Genomic DNA, 23,025 nt, shown 5'->3' with positions numbered 1-23,025 from the left:
AAGGGGGACGGGTCATCAAAATGGAGAAATCTATGGCAGAGATGCAGAGGGAAGTTGACCGATACATCTCCCAGTTCAAAGAAGGCTATTTCAGTCCTCTGTCCATGCTTGCACGCATGTCGGAGGAGGTTGGCGAGTTGGCGCGGGAGGTAAACCACAGCTTCGGCGAAAAACCGAAAAAGGCGACGGAAGAGGAAAACTCCATCGAGCTTGAGCTGGGGGATATCCTATTCATTACGATCTGTTTCGCCAATTCTTTGGGCATTGACTTGGCTCAGGCGCATGACAAGGTGATGCACAAATTTAATACCCGTGACGCGAATCGGTGGACCAAAAAGGACACCGAATAAGCATGTCATACATATGCTGTACAATAGCCCGTAATAACAGGGGGGAGTACAGCAGAATGAAGTCCGAACAATACGTCCGGAACGCCTATCACTGCATTTTGCAGAATGACTTCGAAGGGGCGCTGCAGTGGTTTGAAGCGGCTGTCACGGAAAATCCGGAATCCGCAGAAATTCATTACCGTTGTTCAGTCACCTATGCGCGCAGCAGCCGGTTGGATAAAGCGCTTGAACATGCGCAAAAAGCATGCGAGCTGGACCCGGAGAAATCCGAATATTTGCTTAATCTGCAGCATGTGCAATCCATGCGGTTGGTTCAGGATGCCAAAAAAATCATTGATACAGGTGAGATTGCCCCTGCGAGTGAATTATACCAGGTCGTGTCCATGCTGAAGGAAGCCGTGCGGCTCGATCCGCTTTATGGAGAGGCGTACATTTGGCTTGCGCTTACTTACAGCGGGTTGAACGAGCATGCGCTGGCCATCGCCTCATTAAAAGAGGTCATTGCGCTTCAGCCGAATGATCATGGATTGCATGATATGCTCGATCAGCTCAAGAATCGGCTCAGCACATATTTGCATGATGAATACACATAGCACTAGGAAAGCGGGGAGAAGCGGATGTCTAATCAGATTAAAGTTGCAGTAGCCGGTGCAGCCGGAAGAATGGGTAAAGAGGTCGTCAAGCTTGTCCTGGAGGATGCGGATCTACAGCTGGTTGCAGCTGTGAACCGCTCCCAGGAAGGGACCGATGCAGGAACGCTTGTGGGCTTACCCGCCTGTGGAATCAAGGTGACAAGCGATCTGGAGCTTGCTTTAGTGGAAACGAAGCCGGATGTCCTGGTTGATTTCACCATGCCGCAATTCGCATATCCGAACACGCGACTCGCGGTTTCTCACGGGGTTCGGCCTGTTGTGGGCACTACCGGATTCACTCCTGAACAAATCGAAGAGTTGGACAAGCTGTGCCAGAGCAAGGAAATCGGCGGACTGATCGCGCCGAACTTTTCCATCGGAGCCATTCTCATGATGAAATTTGCGGCTCAGGCAGCCAAATATTTTCCGCATCTGGAGATCATGGAATTCCACGGGGATCAGAAGCTGGATGCTCCGTCCGGAACGGCGATCAAGACTGCCGAGATGATTGCCCAGAACCGCGAGGAGATCCGTCAAGGAAACCCCAAAGAAGAAGAGACTATTGATGGTGCCCGCGGAGGGTATTACAATGGATTCCGGATACACAGCGTCCGTCTTCCAGGCGTGTTTGCTCAGCAGGAGGTTATTTTCGGAGGTTTCGGCCAAACTTTGAAAATCAGGCATGATTCTTATGAGCGCGCCGGATACATGCCAGGCGTGAAAATGGCCATCGAAAAGGTGATGGGCTATACAGGCATGATCTACGGATTCGATCACTTTATAGAGTAAGCTTCTAAAGGAGTGGGACATACAATGAAAATCGCATTTATCGCGCATGACCGCAAAAAAGACGAGATGGTCAATTTTGTGATGGCATATGAAAAGGTATTTTTTGGACATGAGCTGTACTCCACCGGGACGACGGGAAAACGGATCATGGAAAACACGGATTTGAAAATTCACCGGTTTATGTCGGGTCCGCTTGGCGGAGATCAGCAGATCGGAGCGCTTGTTGCCCAGAACGAAATGGATCTCATTATTTTCCTTCGCGACCCGTTGATGGCTCAGCCGCATGAGCCGGATATCAATGCACTTTTGCGTTTGTGCGACGTGCAGGGCATTCCGCTCGGGACGAATATCGCGACGGCCGAAATTCTGGTGAAAGCCCTGGACCGCGGAGACTTTGCTTGGCGGGAGCTGGTGCATAAATACAAGCCGGGTACGGAACTATGAGCGAAGCACTGGACATTTTGGTGTTTGGAGCCCATGCGGATGATGCTGAAATCGGGATGGGCGGTACGATCATCAAACATGTGAAAGCAGGCTATCGCGTAGGAATTTGCGACTTAACATACGCAGAAATGTCTTCGAACGGCACGGTGGACCGCCGCAAACGGGAAGCGGAAGCGGCCGCGGGCGTCCTTGGGCTCTCGATGCGAAGCAATCTGGGGCTTCCGGATCGCGGATTGTACCTTACGCCGGAGCATATCGAAGCCATCACGGCAGAAATTCGCCGCCATGCTCCTCGGATCGTATTCGCTCCATATTGGGAAGACCGGCATCCCGATCATGTGGCATGCAGCAAGCTGGTTGAGGATGCGGTATTTAATGCAAAGCTTCGACGCTATATGCCGGACAAGCCTGCCGTGCTTGTGGAACAGCTGTATTTTTATTTTATAAATGATATGGGCAGAGCGGACCTGATGGTGGATATTACTGACCAGCAGGAAACGAAGGAGCAGGCGTTGTTATGCTACCGTTCCCAATTCGAAAGCTCGCTGAACGGTGAGGATGCCGTTTCGACTCCTCTGAATCAAGGGTATATCGAACGGGTACGGTCCCGGGACAAGCTGACTGGCCAGCGAAGACTGGTACCGTACGCGGAGGGCTTTGCATCGCGTTCGCCTTTCCTTGTGGATCAATTCTTGTAGGATTCCGTGAAAAAGTCAGGGCAGATCTTTGGGCGGTTACCCGAAGATCCGTTCTGGCTATTTATTACTTGGGAACAATATATATAAATAAGATACCGCTTGGTGGATGGAGGAAGGTTAAATTGAGCCAATCATTAAAAATCGGCATTACATGCTATCCGTCACTGGGAGGTTCCGGTGTCGTGGCGACCGAGCTTGGAAAGCTGCTGGCAGAGAAAGGGCATCAAGTCCATTTTATCGCACACAGCATTCCTTTTCGTTTGGGAGGAACCTTCCACAAAAATATTTTTTATCATGAGGTGGAGGTCAGCGACTACTACGTATTCCGTTATCCTCCATACGATATGTCATTGGCAACGAAAATGGCCCAGGTGGCCAAAATGCAGCAGCTCGACATCTTGCATGTCCATTATGCGGTGCCGCATGCAGTCTGCGCGTTTTTGGCCAAACAAATGGTCGGGGACAAGCTAAAGGTCGTTACGACGCTTCATGGTACGGATATTACGGTGCTTGCGCAGGATGAATCTTTAAAAGACCTGATTCGCCTGGCCATTAATGAAAGCGATGCAGTCACCGCTGTATCCCGTGATTTGATTCAGGAAACCCGGGATGTGCTGGATATTAGCAGAGATATTGATCTGACCTATAACTTCGTGGATAAGCGTATTTACTATCCGAGGGATACCACCTCGCTTCGCGGCGACTTCGCGGGGCCGGATGAGAAGATATTAATGCATATTTCGAACTTCCGGCCGGTCAAACGCGTAGCCGATGTGGTGGATGTATTTGCAAGGGTCAACGAAAAGGTACCTTCAAAGTTGCTGTTTGTCGGAGAAGGACCTGATTTACCAAAAGTGCAGTGCAAAATTCAAGAGCTGGGCCTTCAGGACAAAGTCTTCTTCCTTGGCAAACAGGATGAGATTGCCCAGGTCATCTCCCTTGCAGACGTGCTCTTGCTTCCTTCCGAGAAGGAAAGCTTCGGACTCGTAGCGCTTGAAGCCATGGCATGCGGAGTACCGACTGTCGGATCGACGGCTGGCGGCATTCCTGAGCTTGTCGTACACGGAGAAACCGGATTCCTGGCTCCGATCGGGGACACGAAACGTATGGCGGATTACACGGTTCAACTGCTCTCGAACGAATCGCTCGCGGCCAAATTCCGCGAAGCGTGCCTGAAGCGGGCGTGCCACGATTTTGCAGACGGACTGATTACGCAGCAATATGAGCAAATATACTATCGCGTATTGGGGCGGGAAGTTCCGAAGCTGAATCCGGTTTGCGGCTGATTCGAAACGGTATGAAGCTGTAGGCAGGAGGTTGTTTAAATTGGTACGTTGGAAACAGGCGGAAACAGAAATGGCTTACCACAGCATGCAGGTCATTTCCAAGCTGCTCGAGCATGGCCATGAAGCCTACTGGGTAGGCGGCTGTGTGAGAGATGAGCTTATGGGAAGACCGGTACACGACATGGATATAACGACCTCTGCATTGCCAGAAGAGGTGGAGTCTATATTTGAACGGACGGTGCCTACGGGCATCAAGCACGGAACGGTTACGGTGCTTAACGGCTCTTATGCGTTTGAAGTCACTACTTACCGTGTCGAAGGCGCCTATGAAAATCACCGCCGTCCCGCCGAGGTTGCATTCGTGAGCGATTTGAAGGAGGATCTCCGGCGCAGGGATTTTACGATGAATGCTATTGCAAGGGCTTTTGATGGCACGATGGTTGACCCTTATGGCGGTACAGAGGATATCGGAAAAGGGCTTGTGCGCTGCGTCGGGAATGCGAGAACCCGTTTTCAGGAGGATGCGCTGCGCATGGTGCGCTGCATTCGTTTTGCTTCGGTATTCGAGTTCAGGATTGCTTACCGGACCTGGAGAGGGCTGCTGGAAGAGAGTGAAAGCATCCGTTATGTGGCCTTGGAAAGATTCCGGGTGGAGCTTGAGAAGCTGATGGAGGGCAAGATGCCTTCCCGGGGACTAGGGCTGCTTCATCGGAGCGGGCTGCTCAGGCATGCAAGAGTCCCTTTTACATATGAACCTGAAGAGGGTCTGATTTCGGAGATCGATGAAATTCCGCCCGATCATCATGGCATTCGCTGGGCGCTGCTGCTCTATGCTTGCGGCGTGAAAGCTGAAGCTGCTCATGGCTACCTGAGGGACTGGACGTTTCCCAATGCCGAGCGGGAAGAGATCGCGGGCATATTGAGCGTTGGCGAAGCTGTGCAAGCGATGGACGGGAGGAGTCCGTATCGAGAGCAGTGGGTTAAAACCGTGCTCCGGTTCGGACCAGAGGCCGCCGGGCAGTGGCTGCATATGGCCAGCCGGATTGCCGTGCAGCGCCCGGATGCTTATCCGCGTGAGGTGTTGGCAAATGCAAGAGCATGGACCCTTCAAATGGGTATTTATCATATAGCGGATTTATCAGTTACAGGTAGGGATCTTCTGGGACTGACGGGGCGTAAAGGCGGGCCATGGATTGGCGAAATCCTGGGCGAGCTGCTCTTGAGGGTGGCTGCGCAGAGCTTGCCGAACGATAAAGAGATCTTAATCGATGAAGTGAAACGGGTGATATCCACAAATGAGTGAGAAGGAAACGCTTTTGGACTTGCTGCTCGAGAATCCGCAGGAATTTGTATCCGGGGAGGAGATCAGCCGCAGGCTATCCGTCAGCCGGACGGCCGTCTGGAAGCAGATCAATAAATTGCGTGAAGCGGGGTACGAATTCGAAGCCGTGCCCCATAAAGGCTACAGAATCCTCCGCAAGCCGGAGCGGCTGGATATGCTGTCTCTTGTCAAAGCAATGAAGACGCAAACGATGGGTAAGAAAGTGAAAGTGTTGGAGTCCACCGTTTCGACGCAGGAAGAAGCCAGACGCCTTGCGGAAGAAGGGGCTGCAGAGGGTACGATTGTCATCGCGGAGGAGCAAACCGGCGGCAAAGGGAGAATGGGCCGCAAATGGTTCTCGCCTAAAGGCAAAGGCGTATGGATGAGCCTGGTGCTCAGACCTAAGCAGCCGATGCATTACATGCCGCAGCTGACCCTGATGACAGGTGTGGCCGTGTGCCGTGCCGTACGCCGAGTCAGCGGCGTCATGGCTGGTCTTAAATGGCCGAATGACCTGTTGGCGGGCGGACGCAAGATCAGCGGCATTCTGCTGGAATCTGCGGTAGAGGATGAACACGTGCGATATTGCATTGCCGGGATCGGGATCAGCGTAAACCTGGACCGGGAGGATTATCCGGAAGAACTTACCGGCGTAGCGACTTCGCTTAAGATTGAATCCGGAGAACCAGTGGATCGCACCGCACTTATCGCTGCTGTTTTGGAGGAATTCGAAAAGTTGTATGCTTTGTATCAGCAGGAAGGCTTTGGGCCGATCGCTACGCTGTGGGAAGCTTTGTCCGTTACGCTGGGCAAACCCGTTACCGTCAATACGGCGAAGGGGCCGGTTCAAGGCGTAGCGGAGAAGCTGGATCCGAGCGGCGCGCTGCTAGTCGCAACAGAAGACGGACAGCATATCCCGATTTTTTCGGGTGATGTCGAAATGAAGAGGTGAGACTACCGAAAAAAGCGGTCTGACTTCAGGATGTACTTCGATAGATGTTTTTGGTTAGATATAAGTTTGAAATCGCGTTATGGGCGAGCATCCTTATATCGCACCAAAAACTACCGAAAAAAGCGGTCTGACTTCAGGATGTACTTCGATAGATGTTTTTGGTATACTGACATGTAGAGGCGGTATCGGTATGAACCGAACTGCACTCTGCCTGTGCAAGTCATAATCATCCATAGTGTACGACATGCAGTACGTTGGATTCTGCTCTGAGCCGAAGGGACCGAGACAGAAGGGACGAAACGCAAGTGAGTCTTTTTTGCCCTTTCGGAACTTTTTAGTGACAAGCTAAAAGGTTTTTTTGTTTTTCTAATGCAAAATCATCCGAAATGGAAGGGGCTGCAAAACCATGGCAGTGAAGTTAAACATCGTTAAGATGAAGAAAATGAAACAGGAAGGCACCGCGCTCAGCATGGTGACCGCCTATGATTTCCCTACGGCGCGACTTGCCGAGGAAGCTGGCGTTGACATGATCCTTGTAGGAGATTCGCTGGGGAACGTTGTGCTGGGCTATGACTCCACGCTTCCGGTGACGATTGACGATATGGTATACCATACGCGTTCCGTTGTTCGCGGCGCAGGAAACACGTTTGTTGTCGCCGATATGCCCTTCATGACCTATCACGGAAGCATCGACGAGACCCTGCGCAGCGTCCGCAGATTGATGTCGGAAGGGCAGGCGCAAGCGGTCAAAATGGAAGGCGGCAAGGAAATCTGCGCAGCGGTAGAGACCATCGTATCCGCGGGAGTTCCCGTACTGGGTCATATCGGTCTTACGCCGCAGTCGGTGAATCAGATCGGCGGCTACCGGATTCAAGGCAAGGACGAAAAAGACGCGCAGCGTTTGCTGGAGGATGCCCTCGCCTTGGAGAAGGCCGGAGCGTTCGGCATTGTACTCGAGCTGGTAACCGAGCAGGTAGCCGAATATATTACTTCCCGGTTATCCATACCAACCATCGGGATCGGTGCAGGCCGCAAAGTCGATGGTCAGGTGCTTGTGTTCCACGACATCTTCCAATATGCTTCCCCGTACCGGGCCAAAAAATTTGTGAAGACGTTCGGCGATGCCGGAACCTTGATCCGGGAAGGGCTTGAACAATACGTGAAAGAAGTGAAGGAGCGTTCTTTCCCGGATGAGAGCCATGTATTTACGGCGGAGGATCAAGTCGTGGAGAACTTATACGGCCGCGGCCGGGAAAAGGTGAACAACGCATGAAAGCCATAAGAACCATTCAAGAACTCAAAGGACATATTCAGGAGCTTAAAGCTTCTTCCAATATAAAGACGGTCGGCTTGGTACCGACCATGGGATATCTGCATCAGGGCCATGCCAGCTTAATCCGGGCGGCGAAGGAAAAGTCGGACGTGGTCGTAGTGAGCATCTTTGTCAATCCGATTCAATTTGGACCGGGCGAGGATTTCGAAACCTACCCACGGGATGAGCAGCTGGATTTAGCCAAAGCGGAAGAGGCCGGGGCAGATATTGTATTCCTGCCTTCCGTGGAAACCATGTACCCCAAGCCGACCAAAACGAAAATAACCGTTGCAGACGTGACCTCGGGACTGTGCGGGGCTTCGCGTCCTGGTCATTTCGACGGGGTGACGACCGTTGTCAGCAAGCTGTTTAACATCGTGCAGCCTGACTTTGCTTTTTTCGGCATGAAAGATGCGCAGCAGGTAGCTGTGATTGAACAGATGGTGTTCGACCTGAACATGAACGTCAAGATCGTTCCCTGTCCCATCATTCGCGAGAACGATGGTCTGGCCCTCAGCTCGCGCAATGTGTACCTAAGCAAGGAGGAACGCGTGCAAGCGCTCGTACTATCCAGGTCACTCCGCGAAGCGAAGGATGCGGTTGAGAAAGGACGGATTCGGACTGCTGGTGAAGCAAGGGAACTTTTGGTCCAAATGATCAGCGAGTCGGATATTGCCGTGGTTGACTATGTAGAAGTCGCCACGTTCCCTGATCTTGCCCCGCTGTCAGAGGACGAAGGCATCGCGCAGCAGGAAAGCCCTGTCTTGATGGCCCTTGCCGTGAAATTCGGCAAAACGAGGCTGATCGATAATTGTTTGTTAAGTCCGAAGGGAGAATAATACATGTTCAGAACAATGATGAAATCCAAAATACACCGCGCTACCGTAACGGAAGCCAATTTGAATTATGTGGGCAGCATTACCATCGATGAGGATTTGATGGAAGCTGCAGACCTTCTCGAGAACGAAAAAGTACAAATCGTTGACAATAACAATGGCGCGCGCCTGGAAACCTACGTTATTCCCGGTCCACGCGGCAGCGGCGTGATTTGTCTGAACGGAGCTGCCGCACGCATGGTCCAGCCCGGAGATACCGTCATTATTATTTCTTATGCGATGATGTCGAATGAGGAGATCAAGACGCATAAACCTACGGTCGTGTTCGTCAACGAGTCCAACCAGCCGCAAACGACGGCGAATAAAGAAGTACACGCCACCATTATTTAACCCGGAATGCTTTGATCTAGCGAAGACAAGGAATGCCAGGCCGGTCGGGGAATGAAAAAGGCTGTATCAACAAAAAATGAATGCAGGTGACCGCACTGATTTCATTTTTGTTAAGGGTGGGATGCAGCCATGATCCAGCATGTATTCGCGGAAATGAACCACATGTTAGATGAAATCATCAAACATTACCCGGCAGCGCAGGAGGCCCAAAAGCATCAGCTGATACAAAAGTGGAATATGCTTAAAACGATGAGTGATGGAATCATTGACGAGTGGCTGTCTTTTGAGGAAAAGATGGGGGAGTTTCGCCAGCATACGGAAGCGCCGGCCGGTCTATTCTCGAAGCAGACACCTGAAATGGAATTAAACGCATTCGTGCAGGGACAAGGTTATTTCCGGTTAATGATGTACCGCCAGGCCGCCCAGCAATTTTCCCAGGTTATCCGTCAATTTCCGGACAGTCTTCTGGCCCGGATGTATCTGGCTATGGCGCATTTGTACCTGGAAGAAACCGAGGAAGCGCACAAGCATTTTCATTGGATTCTGCCGCTGGCCACGAGCCAGAAGCTGAAAGCCATGATCTACAATGCATTGGGATGCATCGCAGTGAAGCATGGAAACGCTGGCAGGGCCCAGGAGTTTTTTACGCTCTCGCTTCAATGTGATCCCACGCTTCCTGACCCTTTGGTAAATTTGAAGGTTTGCCAGCAAAACCGCGGTCAGCTACAATATGGCAGCCAGTTGATTTCCTTAATGTAAAGCATGCAAAGGGACGATGCATCAAGCGCAAATGCGCCTTGGGCATCGCCTTTTTGCTGTCAATTAATTTTCAAATGTGAAATCTTCTGTTATGCTGGTAATGAGACTGGAATGAAAGGATCTATAAGAAATCATGAAATTTGCCGTACTGGATTTTGAGACGACAGGCAACCAGTCCGCCGATGAAATTATTCAAGTTGGACTTGCCATCATAGAAGAAGATTTGACGATTTCCCGCGTGTACGGCTCCTACGTCAGACCCGGAGTCGAGATACCGCCTTTTATAACCCAATTAACCGGCATCACGGAAGAGGATGTGGCAAATGCTCCATCACTTGAGGAAATGTTGATGGAACTCGTTCCGATGCTGGATGATGTTGTACTCGTGGGGCATAATGTCGCTTTCGACTTTAACTTTTTGCAAAATGCGCTTGATCGAAGCGGATATTTGCCATTTTCGGGCCGGATTCTGGACACCTTGGATTTTCTTAAAATATGTTTTCCTTCTTTGACCTCCTATCAACTCAGCCAGGTGTCAGCCCATTTCGATATCAAGCATGACCATCCGCACCAGGCCGATAGCGATGCTTTGGCGACCGCATACGTACTGCTAAAGTGTCTCGACGAGCTGAACGATCTTCCACTCATCACGCTTCAGCGCCTTAGCGAACTGTTCGGGGATGAAGACAGTGATTTGGGATGGTTTTTTGACGGATTGTGCCAGCAGAAGGAGCAAGAACCGATTCAGGATCTGAACAGCCATACGTTCTATCGCCAGCTGGCGCTCGCTGTAGAGGATTGGACCGAAATGCAGCCTCCGCGTGACGAATCGGATGACAATCCGCTGAGGGGTGTGGGTTTTGAAGAATACCTGAATGAAATTCAGCAGAGGCTCAAGGCCTTGATGCCTCAATATGAGGAGCGGGAGCCGCAGTCGATCATGTTCGACGAAGTGATGAACGCTCTGGATCAGGACAAGCATTTATTAATTGAAGCAGGTACGGGTACGGGGAAGTCTTTGGGCTACCTGATCCCTTCCATATATCAAAGTGTGAAACAGCAGCAAAAGGTTATGGTCAGCACGCATACGATCAACCTTCAGGAACAGCTCAGGGAGCGGGATATTCCCCTTCTGACGCAGGTGGTTCCTTTTCCCTTCAAGGCGGCTGTCTTTAAGGGCAGACAACATTATTTGTGTTTGAGAAAATTTGAACATAAAATAAACAGAAGAGACTTTTTCAATCCCAAGGAAGACACGATTACCGCAGCCCAAATGATCGTGTGGCTGGCGCAGACGGAAAACGGCGATGATGAAGAGCTCAACCTCGGCGGACGGGGCGGCGATTTCTGGGAAACGGTAAGCAGCGATTCCGATTCCTGCCTGGGCAGAGGATGCCCGTGGTTCCGCAAATGTTATTATCACCGGGCCAAGCATGAAGCAGGCATCGCAGACGTCGTAATTACCAATCACTCCAAGCTGTTCACCGACGTGAAGGCGGGACATCAGCTGCTTCCGGCATATGAACGCCTCGTCATCGATGAGGCCCATCACCTGGAGGACGTTGCAGGCAAGCATTTGGGACTGCACATGAAATACTTCAGTGTGGTCCATACGCTCACCCGCCTGTACAAGGACGGCCGGAACGGTCAGCTTCCGGCTCTCCGGCAGCAGCTGCAGTCGTCGGGACAGGAACGGGCAGGCGACTGGATCGCGGCCATCGACCGAATCAGTGAGGATCTCGTTGACGTAAAGGAAGACTGGGACAAGCTCAGCGATGCGCTCTTCAGCCTTCTTCCCGAGCGTAACGATGCCTCGCCCGGGGACACGGGGCAATACGTCCTGCGTCTGCAACCTTCCAAATGGCCGCAGGAGTGGGATACGCTTAAAGCCTTGGAGAACCAAATACACGTTAAAATCAGTGAAAGCGTACGCCGAGGAGAAAAAATGCTGTCGGAATACAAGGAAGACGAGGACGATTACAGCGCGGACAGCCTGATCACGGACCTGAGCGGTTTGTTTAAGGACCTGGCGTCCGAGCGTGACGATCTGAGATCCTTCATGAATTTGAATGATGAAACCGTCGTGTACTGGATGGAAGCAAGCGGCCACTACCGGAGCAAGTCGCTCCAGATGTACGCGGTTCCGGTTGACGTCAGCAAGCAGCTCAAGGATCTGTTCTTTGATAAGAAAAAAAGCGTCATTCTGACGTCCGCTACGTTGTCTGTGGATAAATCGTTCCAGTATATGATCGACAACCTGGGATTGCAGGAGGATCAGGAAAGCGGGCGGCTGGTTACCGTGCAGCTTCCTTCGCCGTTCAATTACCGGGATCAGGCCTTGCTGGTCATCCCGCGCGACTTTCCAAGCGTGAAAGGCAGCGTCGGGGATGCCGTATTCGTCAATACGCTGGTTCAATCATTGGCGAATGCCGCGATCGCGACTCATGGGCGGATGCTGGTGCTCTTCACTTCCTACCGGATGCTTAGACAGGTGCATGAGCCTCTTAAAAACGCCCTTGCCAGCAGCGATATTACGGTGCTTGGACAAGGCGTAGACAGCGGCAGCCGCACGAAGCTGATACGCAGATTCCAGGACAGCAGCGCTTCCGTCCTGCTCGGAACGAGCAGTTTCTGGGAGGGCGTCGACATTCCGGGTGAAGCTCTGACCTGCCTGGCGATCGTAAGGCTGCCTTTCCAGCCGCCGAATCATCCGATGGTCGAAGCCAAGAGCGAGCTTCTGCAGCGGCAGAAAAAGAATCCGTTTATGAAGCTGTCGGTACCGCAAGCGGTGATCCGTTTTAAGCAGGGCTTCGGAAGGCTTGTACGTACGGCAAGCGATCGCGGCATCGTCATTGTGTTTGATACGCGCGTAATTGAGTCCTATTACGGAAAGTACTTCCTGTATTCTCTGCCCGGGCCGAAAATGGAGCACATGAACACGGAACAGATGGTTCCTCGCATATCCGAATGGCTTCAGGAAGTCTGAAGAAGCTTAGAGCTTTGAATCATCGCAAGGAAATATGTGTATATAATTTAAGCTGTTAATTAGGGGGAGCAAGCATGAAATCGGAGAAAATATCCGAAGCGGTTGTCCGCAGATTGCCTGTGTATTTAAGATACTTGAATGATTTGAATAAACGTGAAGTAGCTACGGTATCATCGCAGGAGCTGGGACAGAAGCTTGATCTGAATCCCGCTCAGATCCGTAAAGATCTGGCTTATTTCGGCGATTTTGGCCGCAAGGGCATCGGCTACGACGTATCGTATCTTATCGAGAAGATCCGCCATATCCTGAATCTTGACCAGCAAATTAACGCGGTTCTTGTCGGAGCGGGTAATCTGGGGCATGCGCTCTCGAACTATAACCTGTACCTGCGCGAAAACATTAAAATCGTCGCGGTTTTTGACGAGAACTCGAAAAAAATCGGAACGCGCATCAGTTCCCTGACGGTACAGCCGATGAGCGAAATCAGCGAGACGATCAAAGGCAAGAACATCCGCATCGGTATCATCACCGTACCGGACGTGGAGGCGCAGAATGTGGCGGACCGATTGATTGCGGCCGGCATCGAGGCCATTCTTAACTTTGCGCCCACGATTCTGAAGGCGCCGGCCAGCATCCGGATTCATGCGGCGGATTTTACGACGGATCTGCTCAGCCTGGCTTATTATTTGGACAATGGAAAGGACGATTCTGCGGATGACGGAGAACACGAAGACAAATAAATGGGTGATCAAGAACGGGAGCTTCGCCGTTCCAAACGAGGCTAAGCCCGTCATTCACGGCTGGATGGTCGTTGAGGATGACCTGATTACTTATATCGGCGAGGAAAAGCCGGAGATGGACACCGACGTCACGGTCGTAGACGGGACGCATTTATTCTTTATGCCGGGGCTTATCAATACCCACGGGCATGCTGCGATGTCCCTGCTTCGCGGATATGGGGATGACCTGGCGCTCCAAATTTGGCTGGAACAAAAAATGTGGCCAATGGAAGCCAAGTTTACTTCTTCGGACGTGTACTGGGGAACCTCGCTATCCGTGCTGGAAATGCTGAAGGGCGGTACAACGACGTTCCTCGATATGTATGACCACATGGACCAGGTCGCGAAAGTCGTCACTGAATCGGGCATGCGCGCATCCTTGATGCGCGGTGTCATCGGTCTGTGTCCCGAGGACGTTCAGCGTCACAAATTGAACGAGGCGATTTCGTTCGCCCGCGATTGGAACGGGCAGGCAAACGGCCGGATCACGACAATGATATCCCCGCATGCGCCTTACACCTGTCCGCCGGACTTTATCGAGAAATTCGTGCAGGCAGCTCATGACATGGATCTGCCGATGCATACCCACATGTCCGAGACGCTGACGGAAGTGGAGGCAAACGTGCGTGACTACGGCCTTCGGCCCGTGGCGCACCTGGAGAAGCTGGGGATGTTCTCAAGACCTTCCTTGGTCGCTCATGCCGTCCATCTGACGGATGAGGAGATTGATATCCTGGCGGCAAACCATGTTGCCGTATCCCATAATCCGGGAAGCAATCTGAAGCTGGCGAGCGGCGTTGCACGCGTAACCGACTTGCTGAAAGCAGGCGTGACGGTATCTCTTGGAACGGATGGCGCTGCAAGCAACAACAATCTGGATATGTTCGAGGAAATGCGGCTTGCGGCGTTGATTCATAAAGGTGTCTCCGGTGATCCGACGGCGATTCCGGCTGCAGAGGCGCTCAAAATGGGCACGATCTATGGCGCGCAGTCTCTGTTCCTGAACCAGGTGGGAACACTCGCTCCAGGCATGAAGGCTGATTTTATCGCGCTGAACACTGATCAGGCGCATTTTCTTCCGCATACAGACCTGATATCCCATGCCATTTACTCCGCCTGCAGCAAAGACGTTGAGCATGTCTGGGTTGACGGGAAGCAGATCGTGAAGAACGGCGCCTGCCTGACAATGGACGAAGAACGAATCCGCCGGGAAGCCCAGTCCGCTTTCGACGGTCTCTTGTCCCGCTAGCCAAGGGGTCTCGGAAAGGGAGCTTATGTTAAAGAAAAAAAAGACGTGGATATTCATTGGCATCGTGATTCTCCTTCTGCTAGGGTTTGGCGGTTATCGGTATTACATATACGTAACGCAAGACATCCGCGCGGAGGAAACGGCAGCCATTCTGGCAGCCAAGAAGGAGACGAGCCTCGTCAAGGTTACGGAAGCCCAGAAATCGGTGTGGGACACGGTATGCTGGGCTATCGAAGGGCTGGACAAGGATAATCGGCCTCTCATGGTGTGGGTCACCATGGATGGCGGCAAAGTCAAGTCCGGCGAAGGTGCGGTACATGAAGAACTGCTCGCGAACGGTTTGACCGAGAAGCAAATCAAGGAGAAAGTTAAACAAGATCTACCGGATATCGACAAACTGAGGGTGCTTCCGGGAATGTATAACGGAGAATATGCTTGGCAGTTATTTTATCGCTCGAAGGATCATTATTATTATCACTTTTACCGTTTCAGCGACGGACAAAGTATCGGCGGGCCGTTCACGCTGCCGAACCGATAAGCTTTAGTCCCTGAAAATGGCAAGAACCTCATTGCAAAATGGGGTTCTTTGTCGTGCACAGGATAAAATTTTAAATATTTTCACACTTTACCTTCGATTAAATATATACGATGTGATATACTTTTATTTGTAATTCAGAGATATATGACGAGCTGCTAATTATCTGCAGTGATTGTTGATTGATAAAAGCACGAATAACCGTGACGAGAAGCTTCTGGCTTAAGCTCCTTTGCCGCGGTTGTCTATTTTTCGTATGATATATGATATAAGTAAATTTAGTTTTCATATTTTGAGAGGAGGACAAGCAATTGAAATTGCGTCCAATACCGATTGTGCTGACTGTTGTCATTTCTGCTGCCTTGCTGTTTGGCGGCTGGTTCTTCTACCGGCAGACGACAATGCAGGGACCACTTCAAAAAATCGTCCAAGATTATAAGGGCGTCAACGACGCTCAATTCAATATTAACCGCAATCAGATCAACTTGAAACTTGATTTGAAGCCAAATACGAATTTATCCGGACTTGTTGATCAAATAACGACCAAAGGAAAATCGGTTGTAGGCAATCGTACGCTGAAATTTGATTTCGTAGATCACTCTTCGGACAAGCTGAACCGTTACTGGGATTCTGCGATGTTCACCGTTGCAGAAGCCATGGACAATAAAAAATACACGGACATCCCTGCGAAGCTGCAAAAGCTCGCGCAGGATTCCGGAATCAAGACCCAGACGGAGATGGATACGAAGAATGTGTATATCAGCCTTAGCGACGGATCGGCAAGCAAGTTTATCGTGCTGCCTCGGGATCCCGGCAAGATGGGAGTGTGGGAATAATGCCAAGATGGACTAAAGAAATTCTGATAGGTTTCGTGCCGGTGTTGTTTATTTTCCTTGCTTTTATCGGTTTTAACATTATTCCGCTCGTGATCGCTGCGCTGATGATCGGCGGACTGCTGTTCGTGACCAATATGCGCGGCGGATTGGCAGTCGGAGCGGGCGCGGAACGCAAACGCAAAAAGAGCGGGCCGCAGAAGCTTACGTTCGAGCAGATCGGCGGACAGGATAATGCAAAGCAGGAATTGATGGAAGCCCTGGATTTCCTGATCAAGCACGAAGAGATCCGCAAGCTCGGCATCAGGCCGTTAAAAGGCATTCTGCTTACGGGGCCTCCGGGAACGGGTAAAACGCTTATGGCGAAAGCGGCAGCCCATTATACGGATTCCGTATTCGTAGCCGCATCCGGCAGTGAATTCGTCGAAATGTATGTCGGCGTCGGCGCGGGACGCGTGCGCGATTTGTTCCGGGACGCCCGCAACCGTGCAGCCAAAGAAAACAAGCAGAGCGCCATTATTTTTATTGATGAGATCGACGTCATCGGCGGCAAGCGCGAGGGCGGTCAGCAGCGCGAATATGATCAGACCCTGAACCAGCTGCTTACCGAAATGGACGGCATTTATTCCTCCGACAGTCCGCGCATTCTGCTGATTGCAGCGACGAACCGGAAGGAAATGCTGGATAGTGCGCTGCTTCGCCCAGGCCGTTTCGACCGTCATATTCAAGTGGATTTGCCTGATAAAAAAGGCCGCAAGCATATTCTGGAGCTTCATGCCAAGAACAAGCCTCTCCATACAGAGGTCGTTCTGGACAAGATCGCGGAAGAATCCTATGGATTCTCGGGTGCACAGCTGGAAAGCGTCATGAATGAAGCTGCCATATATGCAATGCGCGAAGGATTAAAAGAAATCGAGCAAAGACATCTGTCCATGTCGATCGATAAAGTGATGATGGGTGAGCGTACCGACCGCGAATCGACACTCGAAGAGAAAAAACGCGTCGCAATTCACGAGCTCGGACATGCCATTATGGCAGAGCTTGTTCGTCCCGGCAGTGTAAGCCAGGTAGCCCTGAGCCCTCGCGGCAAAGCACTCGGCTATGTTCGGCATAACCCGCAGCAGGAGCAGTACCTGTACACGAAATCCTTCCTGGAAGAGCAGATCATGATCGCTCTCGGCGGGGCAGCTTCAGAGGAAATTTTCTACGGCGGACGGAGTACCGGATCAAGCAACGATTTCGAGCAAGCGCTGAATATCGTGCAGACGATGATGAAATCGGGACTGACTTCGCTCGGCATCGTGGATATCGATATGGTGACGAAAGAAGAGTTAATGAGAGAGAACCAAATCATTATGGAAGACTTGATGAAGCGTACGCGGTCCATGCTCGAGGAGCGAAGAACGATCTACGAGCAGTCGCTCGACATCCTTTTGAAAGAGGAGACGCTGTCAGGCGAGCAATTTCGTTGTCTATTTCATGAACATTCCCTTTTACCAGCATAAATTGTGATGCTGGTTCTTTTTTTTTACTTTTTTCTTGTGCTAAGTTATTATTATAGTTTGGGTCACTATGTACTCTCTTACAGAGTAGAAAATCGGGTACATTATAAATATAGTATTAGTGGCTATAGGAAGGTGGAAGAGAAACATGTACTTTAAAAAGATTGGTGTCATTGGTGGAGGCACGATGGGGCAGGGCATCGCCGAGATGCTGGCTGCGCGCGGCCTTGACGTTCTTCTGGTTGAAAAAACGCCGGAGAAGCTGGACTATTCCTATTCGATGATCGAACTCAGTCTGGACAAGCAGCTCGAAAAATGGGCGATTACCCAAGCTGAAAAAAAATTAATTTTGGGCAGAATTCATAAGGTGGTGCATCTTGCGGAGCTTGGCACTTGCGATATGGTCATCGAGACCATTTCCGAGGACCTGGAAGCGAAGAAGCAGGTGTTCTCCCAGCTGGATCAGGTGTGTCCTAATCATATTATCCTTGCCAGCAACACGTCTTCGCTCAGCTTGACCGAGCTTGCGAGCTCGACGATGTATCCGGAACGCGTCATCGGGATGCACTTCATCCATCCGGTAAGCAAAGTGGATCTTGTGGAGATTATTCGCGGACTTAAAACTTCGGATTCGACTTTCACCGAAACCAAGCGCTTTGTCGAGGAAGTCGTTCACAAAAAAGGCGTTATGGTGTATGAATCCCCCGGCTTCGTATCGAGCCGCATGATCTGCCTCATGATCAACGAAGCGCTGCATATTTTGCAGGAAGGCGTAGCATCCGCGGAAGACATCGACGATGCGATGCGCATCGGCTACCAGTTCCAGCATGGTCCGCTTGAGATGGCCGACCGTTTTGGATTGGATTCCGTCTTGGCTGCACTTGAGCGCATGTTCCGCGAATTCGGCGAACTGAAATACCGTCCGTCGACCGTGCTGAAAAAAATGGTACGCGCAGGACATTTGGGTGTCAAAACGGGTGAAGGCTTCTTCAAGTACGACAAGGATGGTGACCGGGTATGAAAATTCTAGTTATTAACGCAGGAAGTTCCTCTTTGAAATACCAGCTTTACGATATGAAGGACGAGTCTGTTCTGGCTAAAGGTCTGGTAGAGCGGATCGGCATGGATTCCTCCATCGTGACGCACAAGCCGGCAGGCCGCGCTGAAGTCTCCGAGGTCAGTGAGATTTTGGAGCATACGACGGCCATCCGCAAAGTATTGTCTTTGCTGACGGATACGGAGCATGGAGTCATCGGGTCGGTGGACGAAATCGAGGCCGTAGGCCATCGCGTCGTGCACGGCGGCGAGTACTTCGGCGAATCTGCTCTCGTGGACGGAGACGTGAAGACCAAAATCCGGCAGCTGTTTGATCTTGCACCGCTGCACAATCCGGCATCCATGATGGGAATCAAAGCGGCGGAGGCCAATATGCCGAACGTGCCGCAGGTCGTCGTATTCGATACAGCTTTCCATCAGTCCATGCCGGAGCATGCATATCTGTATGCCATCCCAAGAGTACTGTACAGTAAGCATAAAGTAAGACGTTACGGAGCGCACGGTACTTCCCATGAATTTATCAGCAAGGCAGCAGCCGAATTTTTGAACCGTCCAATTGAGGACCTGAAGATCATTTCCTGTCACATCGGCAACGGTGCGAGCATTACCGCCATCAAAGACGGTCGTTCCGTCGATACCTCGATGGGCATGACGCCGCTGGAAGGCCTTATGATGGGTACGCGCAGCGGCGATCTAGACCCTGCCATTGTTCCTTATGTAATGAATAAGGAAGAACTGACCGTCAATGAGGTCAACTCCATGCTGAACAAGCACAGCGGTCTCCTGGCGATCTCCGGTATCAGCAGTGATATGCGGGAAATTACGGACGGCATGCAAAAAGGCGATGCCAACTCGAAGCTGGCTTTCGACATGTACGAGTACCGTCTACGTAAGTACATCGGTTCGTATGCAGCCGCATTGAACGGCGTTGATGTGATTACCTTCACAGCAGGCGTCGGGGAGAATTCGGTTGTTTTACGCCAAAAAGTATGCGAAAATTTGACTTACCTGGGCGTTGAATTGGACGAGAAGCTGAATGAAATCCGTTCCGGCGAACCGCGCCGCATTTCTTCGGCCAATTCCAAGGTGGAAGTGCTCGTTATTCCGACCAATGAAGAGCTTGTCATTGCCCGGGATACGAACCGCATCGTTCAGGGATTGAAGTCGTAGACTTTACGATCTGAAACCAAGCAAGCAAAAGCAAAGGGAGAGATTTAGGCATGGCCACCAAAAGTGTGATTCGTGATGTGAATCAGCATGTAGGAGAAGCCGTAACGATCGGCAGCTGGATCAATAACAAGCGTTCGAGTGGTAAAATCCAGTTTCTGCAGCTTCGTGACGGAAGCGGATATATTCAGGGCGTCGTTGTGAAAAGCGAGGTTCCCGAGCAGGTATGGAACGACGCGAAAAGCTTGACGCAGGAAAGCTCGGTTTACGTAACGGGTGTCATTCGCGAAGAGCCGCGCAGCCAATCCGGTTATGAGATGACGGTTACGGGGATTGAGATTATCCACCTGACCGAGAATTATCCCATTACACCGAAGGAGCATGGTGTCGATTTCCTGATGGATCACCGCCATCTGTGGCTGCGTTCGCCGAAGCAGCGTGCCATTCTGGTCATCCGCGGCGAAATCATTCGCGCCGTGCAGGAGTTTTTCGATCAAAACGGCTTCACGCTGGTGGATCCGCCGATTTTGACACCAACCTCCGCTGAGGGAACCACGAATCTTTTCCATACCAAGTATTTTGAAGAGGATGCTTATCTGACGCAGAGCGGCCAGCTATATATGGAAGCCGCGGCCATGGCCCTGGGAAAAGTATATTCCTTCGGACCGACGTTCCGCGCCGAGAAATCGAAAACGCGCCGTCACTTGATCGAGTTCTGGATGATCGAGCCAGAGATGGCTTTTACGGATCACGAAGAAAGCCTTCAGGTTCAGGAGCAGTTCATCAGCCATGTGGTTCAATCCGTGCTTACAAATTGCAAGGCTGAACTGGAAGCGGTGGGACGCGATATTACCAAGCTTGAGAACATCAAGGCGCCGTTCCCGCGCATTACGTATGACGATGCCATCAAATTCCTGCAGGGAGAAGGCTTCGACATTCCTTGGGGCGAGGATTTTGGAGCGCCGCATGAGACAGCTATCGCCGAAAAATACGAGAAGCCGGTCTTCATCACGCATTATCCGGCCGGTATCAAAGCCTTCTACATGAAGCCTGATCCGAACCGTCCGGAAGTCGTGCTCTGCGCTGACATGATTGCTCCTGAAGGATATGGAGAGATCATCGGAGGCTCGCAGCGTATCGATGATCCAGCCCTGCTGGAAGAGCGTTTCAAGGAACACGACCTGTCCATGGAAACCTACCAATGGTACATGGATCTGCGTACCTACGGTACCGTTCCGCACTCCGGATTCGGTCTGGGACTGGAACGTACGGTTGCATGGATTTGCGGACTCGATCACGTGCGCGAAACCATTCCTTTCCCTCGTACCTTGTATCGTCTGTATCCATAATATAAGGAGAGGTGAAGCTCATGGACAACGAAGGATGGAAAACATGGGCTGGGGGAGCCTCATCCGGTTTGGGAGCGGGCATGGCGGTCATTCCGTATGTCCTGCTCCAGCATTACCGTAAGCTCAAGCTCAGCGATCAGGAGGTGCTGCTACTCATTCATCTGATCTCTTTCAAGCAGGTGGAGCAGAAGGATTTTCCGACGCTCGAAGAGCTGCAGGAGGTGACGGGTGCTTCCACCCAGATGATAGCGCAATGCCTGCAGAAGCTGTTAAAGGCTGGCTTGATCAGTATTGACGAAGAGCTGGATGAGCTGCGGAATATTCAATACGAGCGTTATAATTTATCGGGTCTGTACGTGCAGCTGGGACGCTGCCTGGCAGCCCAGGAGAAGAACAACGCCGCGCATCGAAGCACCGGATTTAAGCCATCCGAGGCTAGCGAGCCGGAGGAAGGGCATAATCTGTTCATCGTCTTCGAAAAAGAGTTCGGCAGACCGCTCTCCCCGATGGAGTGCGAGACCATCTCCGGCTGGATTGATCAGGACCGCTATCCCGAAGAACTGATTCGGATGGCGCTGAAAGAAGCGGTGTTCGCCGGAAAGGTTCATTTCCGTTACATTGACCGGATCCTGCTCGAATGGAGCCGCAACCGCGTCAAAACCGTGAATGATGCCAAAGCCTATACGCAAAAATTCCGCAGCAGCGGACGAGCATAAATGATAAAAAAGAAGCGTGTCTATCCGGATGTATTCGGAAGGCACGCTTTTTATGGTAAAATACGTAGAGAATTTTATTTGTGCATCATTGCCATGATAACAATGAGGAGGACCATGCATGAAGAACATACTTATTTTGGGCGGATCCCGCTTTTTCGGCAAAAGGCTTGTCCAGCAGCTGCTGGATGAAGGACATAAAGTAACGATTGCAACCCGCGGCAATACAGAGGACGGATTCGGGGACGCAGTGGGTCGCATACAGCTCGACCGTGAGAATAAAGAATCCCTAGCCCAAGCTACAGAGGGTGGCCGCGAATGGGATACCGTCTATGACAATATCTGTTACTCGCCCCAAGCCGCGCAGGATGCGGTTGATGTATTCAACGGGAAAGTCAAAAGATACATACTGACCTCCACCTTATCCGTATATGAGCCGGCTTCCCGGACGCATGAGGAAAAGGACGTGAATCCTTACATCTATCCGATCACAATGGGCGGTAAGAATGACTTTTCCTATGGAGAAGGCAAGCGTCTAGCCGAGGCTGTATTTTTCCAGAATGCTGATTTCCCGGCTGCGGCCGTCCGTTTCCCGATCGTGCTGGGAGAGGACGATTATACAGGGCGTCTCGAATTCCATATCGATCATGTGAAGAAAGAACAGCCGATCGGCATTCCGAACCTGCAGGCCAAAATGTGCTTCATTTCCTCACAAGAGGCGGCAGCCTTCCTCAGCTGGATGAAAAATCAGCGCGTCGAAGGTCCGATTAACGCACGCTCCCAGGGAGACGTCAAGCTGTCCGAGCTCATCGGCTGGATTGAGAAGGAAACCGGCAAAAAGGCGCTCATCACCAAGCAGGCTGGAGAGAAGGATCAATCACCATTCGGCGTACCGGACTCCTGGGTCATGGATACGAACAAGGCGGAACGTCTGGGCTTTCAGTTTCAGCCGCTGCGTTCCTGGCTCCCGGGTTTGATCCGCCAGCTGTCCCTTCAGGAGCGGTAAGACCTGGAACCATACCTTGGAAACATGATGACAGTCCTTTCCCTCGAGTGGGATAGGGCTGTTTTTCATTTTTTTTCGAAA

23 protein-coding genes are annotated in these 23,025 nt (G+C 51.4%); all 23 read left to right on the top strand.

Annotation, left to right across the window (positions count from 1 at the left end; translation table 11 throughout):
• Positions 1–20: 20 nt before the first annotated feature.
• The 23 genes from ACTHPM_RS08230 to ACTHPM_RS08120 all read left to right on the top strand — a co-directional run bounded on the left by ACTHPM_RS08230 (position 21) and on the right by ACTHPM_RS08120 (position 22,944).
• Positions 21–350 carry a nucleotide pyrophosphohydrolase gene (locus ACTHPM_RS08230; protein WP_440394697.1) on the top strand — a complete coding sequence of 110 codons (330 nt, stop codon included), beginning with the start codon at positions 21–23 and terminating at the stop codon, positions 348–350.
• Between the two features lie 56 nt (positions 351–406).
• Positions 407–943, top strand: coding sequence for a tetratricopeptide repeat protein (locus tag ACTHPM_RS08225; RefSeq protein ID WP_440394696.1), 537 nt, complete (start codon positions 407–409; stop codon positions 941–943).
• Positions 944–967: 24 nt separating this feature from the next.
• Positions 968–1,771, top strand: a complete 804-nt coding sequence (gene dapB, locus ACTHPM_RS08220; RefSeq protein ID WP_440394695.1) for a 4-hydroxy-tetrahydrodipicolinate reductase — start codon at positions 968–970, stop codon at positions 1,769–1,771.
• A 24-nt stretch (positions 1,772–1,795) separates the two neighbouring features.
• Positions 1,796–2,215 (top strand): methylglyoxal synthase, encoded by a 420-nt coding sequence (gene mgsA / locus ACTHPM_RS08215; protein WP_440394694.1) that lies wholly within the window; start codon positions 1,796–1,798, stop codon positions 2,213–2,215.
• The gene (bshB1, locus tag ACTHPM_RS08210) at positions 2,212–2,913 is read left to right on the top strand and encodes a bacillithiol biosynthesis deacetylase BshB1 (protein ID WP_440394693.1); all 702 of its coding nucleotides are present in this window, start codon (positions 2,212–2,214) and stop codon (positions 2,911–2,913) included. Before mgsA ends, bshB1 begins: the two co-directional genes overlap by 4 nt.
• Positions 2,914–3,035: 122 nt before the next feature.
• Positions 3,036–4,199, top strand: a complete 1,164-nt coding sequence (bshA, locus tag ACTHPM_RS08205) for an N-acetyl-alpha-D-glucosaminyl L-malate synthase BshA (protein ID WP_440394692.1) — start codon at positions 3,036–3,038, stop codon at positions 4,197–4,199.
• 40 nt (positions 4,200–4,239) lie between these two features.
• Positions 4,240–5,502 (top strand): CCA tRNA nucleotidyltransferase, encoded by a 1,263-nt coding sequence (locus tag ACTHPM_RS08200; protein ID WP_440394691.1) that lies wholly within the window; start codon positions 4,240–4,242, stop codon positions 5,500–5,502.
• Positions 5,495–6,472, top strand: a complete 978-nt coding sequence (locus tag ACTHPM_RS08195) for a biotin--[acetyl-CoA-carboxylase] ligase (protein WP_440394690.1) — start codon at positions 5,495–5,497, stop codon at positions 6,470–6,472. Before ACTHPM_RS08200 ends, ACTHPM_RS08195 begins: the two co-directional genes overlap by 8 nt.
• Positions 6,473–6,878: 406 nt before the next feature.
• Positions 6,879–7,745, top strand: a complete 867-nt coding sequence (panB, locus tag ACTHPM_RS08190) for a 3-methyl-2-oxobutanoate hydroxymethyltransferase (RefSeq protein WP_440394689.1) — start codon at positions 6,879–6,881, stop codon at positions 7,743–7,745.
• Positions 7,742–8,623 (top strand): pantoate--beta-alanine ligase, encoded by an 882-nt coding sequence (gene panC / locus ACTHPM_RS08185; RefSeq protein ID WP_440394688.1) that lies wholly within the window; start codon positions 7,742–7,744, stop codon positions 8,621–8,623. Before panB ends, panC begins: the two co-directional genes overlap by 4 nt.
• 3 nt (positions 8,624–8,626) lie before the next feature.
• A complete protein-coding gene (panD, locus tag ACTHPM_RS08180; protein ID WP_440394687.1) occupies positions 8,627–9,010 on the top strand; it encodes an aspartate 1-decarboxylase in 384 nt (127 codons plus the stop codon).
• A 129-nt stretch (positions 9,011–9,139) separates the two neighbouring features.
• The gene (locus ACTHPM_RS08175) at positions 9,140–9,769 is read left to right on the top strand and encodes a tetratricopeptide repeat protein (protein WP_440394686.1); all 630 of its coding nucleotides are present in this window, start codon (positions 9,140–9,142) and stop codon (positions 9,767–9,769) included.
• A gap of 133 nt (positions 9,770–9,902) precedes the next feature.
• Entirely contained in the window at positions 9,903–12,755 is a 2,853-nt protein-coding gene (gene dinG, locus ACTHPM_RS08170; protein WP_440394685.1) for an ATP-dependent DNA helicase DinG, read from the top strand.
• A gap of 74 nt (positions 12,756–12,829) precedes the next feature.
• Positions 12,830–13,495, top strand: a complete 666-nt coding sequence (locus tag ACTHPM_RS08165; RefSeq protein WP_440394684.1) for a redox-sensing transcriptional repressor Rex — start codon at positions 12,830–12,832, stop codon at positions 13,493–13,495.
• Positions 13,470–14,783, top strand: coding sequence for an amidohydrolase (locus tag ACTHPM_RS08160; protein ID WP_440394683.1), 1,314 nt, complete (start codon positions 13,470–13,472; stop codon positions 14,781–14,783). The genes ACTHPM_RS08165 and ACTHPM_RS08160 overlap by 26 nt, the downstream gene beginning before the upstream one ends.
• 25 nt (positions 14,784–14,808) lie before the next feature.
• Entirely contained in the window at positions 14,809–15,321 is a 513-nt protein-coding gene (locus tag ACTHPM_RS08155) for a cell wall elongation regulator TseB-like domain-containing protein (RefSeq protein ID WP_440394682.1), read from the top strand.
• Between the two features lie 308 nt (positions 15,322–15,629).
• On the top strand, positions 15,630–16,154 hold the full coding sequence (locus tag ACTHPM_RS08150) for a hypothetical protein (RefSeq protein WP_440394681.1): 525 nt from the start codon (positions 15,630–15,632) through the stop codon (positions 16,152–16,154).
• Positions 16,154–17,656: an AAA family ATPase gene (locus tag ACTHPM_RS08145; RefSeq protein WP_440394680.1), complete on the top strand. Its 1,503-nt coding sequence runs from the start codon at positions 16,154–16,156 to the stop codon at positions 17,654–17,656. Before ACTHPM_RS08150 ends, ACTHPM_RS08145 begins: the two co-directional genes overlap by 1 nt.
• A 145-nt stretch (positions 17,657–17,801) precedes the next feature.
• Entirely contained in the window at positions 17,802–18,674 is an 873-nt protein-coding gene (locus ACTHPM_RS08140) for a 3-hydroxyacyl-CoA dehydrogenase family protein (protein WP_440394679.1), read from the top strand.
• Positions 18,671–19,879 carry an acetate/propionate family kinase gene (locus ACTHPM_RS08135; protein ID WP_440394678.1) on the top strand — a complete coding sequence of 403 codons (1,209 nt, stop codon included), beginning with the start codon at positions 18,671–18,673 and terminating at the stop codon, positions 19,877–19,879. The genes ACTHPM_RS08140 and ACTHPM_RS08135 overlap by 4 nt, the downstream gene beginning before the upstream one ends.
• A 50-nt stretch (positions 19,880–19,929) precedes the next feature.
• Positions 19,930–21,225 carry an asparagine--tRNA ligase gene (gene asnS, locus ACTHPM_RS08130; protein ID WP_440394677.1) on the top strand — a complete coding sequence of 432 codons (1,296 nt, stop codon included), beginning with the start codon at positions 19,930–19,932 and terminating at the stop codon, positions 21,223–21,225.
• A 20-nt stretch (positions 21,226–21,245) separates the two neighbouring features.
• Positions 21,246–21,941 carry a DnaD domain-containing protein gene (locus tag ACTHPM_RS08125; RefSeq protein WP_440394676.1) on the top strand — a complete coding sequence of 232 codons (696 nt, stop codon included), beginning with the start codon at positions 21,246–21,248 and terminating at the stop codon, positions 21,939–21,941.
• 118 nt (positions 21,942–22,059) lie between these two features.
• Positions 22,060–22,944, top strand: a complete 885-nt coding sequence (locus ACTHPM_RS08120) for an NAD-dependent epimerase/dehydratase family protein (RefSeq protein WP_440394675.1) — start codon at positions 22,060–22,062, stop codon at positions 22,942–22,944.
• Positions 22,945–23,025: the final 81 nt, after the last annotated feature.

This window comes from Paenibacillus sp. SAFN-054 (assembly GCF_051966755.1).
GTDB lineage: Bacteria > Bacillota > Bacilli > Paenibacillales > Paenibacillaceae > Paenibacillus_AQ.
This window is presented reverse-complemented; position numbering and strand designations above follow the sequence as displayed.

What these genes read in the sequence shown, in the direction of transcription:
- ACTHPM_RS08230 (WP_440394697.1), top strand. Translation starts at nt 21, where the DNA reads ATGGAGAAATCTATGGCAGAGATGCAGAGGGAAGTTGACCGATACATC.
- ACTHPM_RS08225 (WP_440394696.1), top strand. Translation starts at nt 407, where the DNA reads ATGAAGTCCGAACAATACGTCCGGAACGCCTATCACTGCATTTTGCAG.
- dapB (WP_440394695.1), top strand. Translation starts at nt 968, where the DNA reads ATGTCTAATCAGATTAAAGTTGCAGTAGCCGGTGCAGCCGGAAGAATG.
- mgsA (WP_440394694.1), top strand. Translation starts at nt 1,796, where the DNA reads ATGAAAATCGCATTTATCGCGCATGACCGCAAAAAAGACGAGATGGTC.
- bshB1 (WP_440394693.1), top strand. Translation starts at nt 2,212, where the DNA reads ATGAGCGAAGCACTGGACATTTTGGTGTTTGGAGCCCATGCGGATGAT.
- ACTHPM_RS08195 (WP_440394690.1), top strand. Translation starts at nt 5,495, where the DNA reads ATGAGTGAGAAGGAAACGCTTTTGGACTTGCTGCTCGAGAATCCGCAG.
- panB (WP_440394689.1), top strand. Translation starts at nt 6,879, where the DNA reads ATGGCAGTGAAGTTAAACATCGTTAAGATGAAGAAAATGAAACAGGAA.
- panC (WP_440394688.1), top strand. Translation starts at nt 7,742, where the DNA reads ATGAAAGCCATAAGAACCATTCAAGAACTCAAAGGACATATTCAGGAG.
- panD (WP_440394687.1), top strand. Translation starts at nt 8,627, where the DNA reads ATGTTCAGAACAATGATGAAATCCAAAATACACCGCGCTACCGTAACG.
- ACTHPM_RS08175 (WP_440394686.1), top strand. Translation starts at nt 9,140, where the DNA reads ATGATCCAGCATGTATTCGCGGAAATGAACCACATGTTAGATGAAATC.
- dinG (WP_440394685.1), top strand. Translation starts at nt 9,903, where the DNA reads ATGAAATTTGCCGTACTGGATTTTGAGACGACAGGCAACCAGTCCGCC.
- ACTHPM_RS08165 (WP_440394684.1), top strand. Translation starts at nt 12,830, where the DNA reads ATGAAATCGGAGAAAATATCCGAAGCGGTTGTCCGCAGATTGCCTGTG.
- ACTHPM_RS08160 (WP_440394683.1), top strand. Translation starts at nt 13,470, where the DNA reads ATGACGGAGAACACGAAGACAAATAAATGGGTGATCAAGAACGGGAGC.
- ACTHPM_RS08155 (WP_440394682.1), top strand. Translation starts at nt 14,809, where the DNA reads ATGTTAAAGAAAAAAAAGACGTGGATATTCATTGGCATCGTGATTCTC.
- ACTHPM_RS08145 (WP_440394680.1), top strand. Translation starts at nt 16,154, where the DNA reads ATGCCAAGATGGACTAAAGAAATTCTGATAGGTTTCGTGCCGGTGTTG.
- ACTHPM_RS08140 (WP_440394679.1), top strand. Translation starts at nt 17,802, where the DNA reads ATGTACTTTAAAAAGATTGGTGTCATTGGTGGAGGCACGATGGGGCAG.
- ACTHPM_RS08135 (WP_440394678.1), top strand. Translation starts at nt 18,671, where the DNA reads ATGAAAATTCTAGTTATTAACGCAGGAAGTTCCTCTTTGAAATACCAG.
- asnS (WP_440394677.1), top strand. Translation starts at nt 19,930, where the DNA reads ATGGCCACCAAAAGTGTGATTCGTGATGTGAATCAGCATGTAGGAGAA.
- ACTHPM_RS08125 (WP_440394676.1), top strand. Translation starts at nt 21,246, where the DNA reads ATGGACAACGAAGGATGGAAAACATGGGCTGGGGGAGCCTCATCCGGT.
- ACTHPM_RS08120 (WP_440394675.1), top strand. Translation starts at nt 22,060, where the DNA reads ATGAAGAACATACTTATTTTGGGCGGATCCCGCTTTTTCGGCAAAAGG.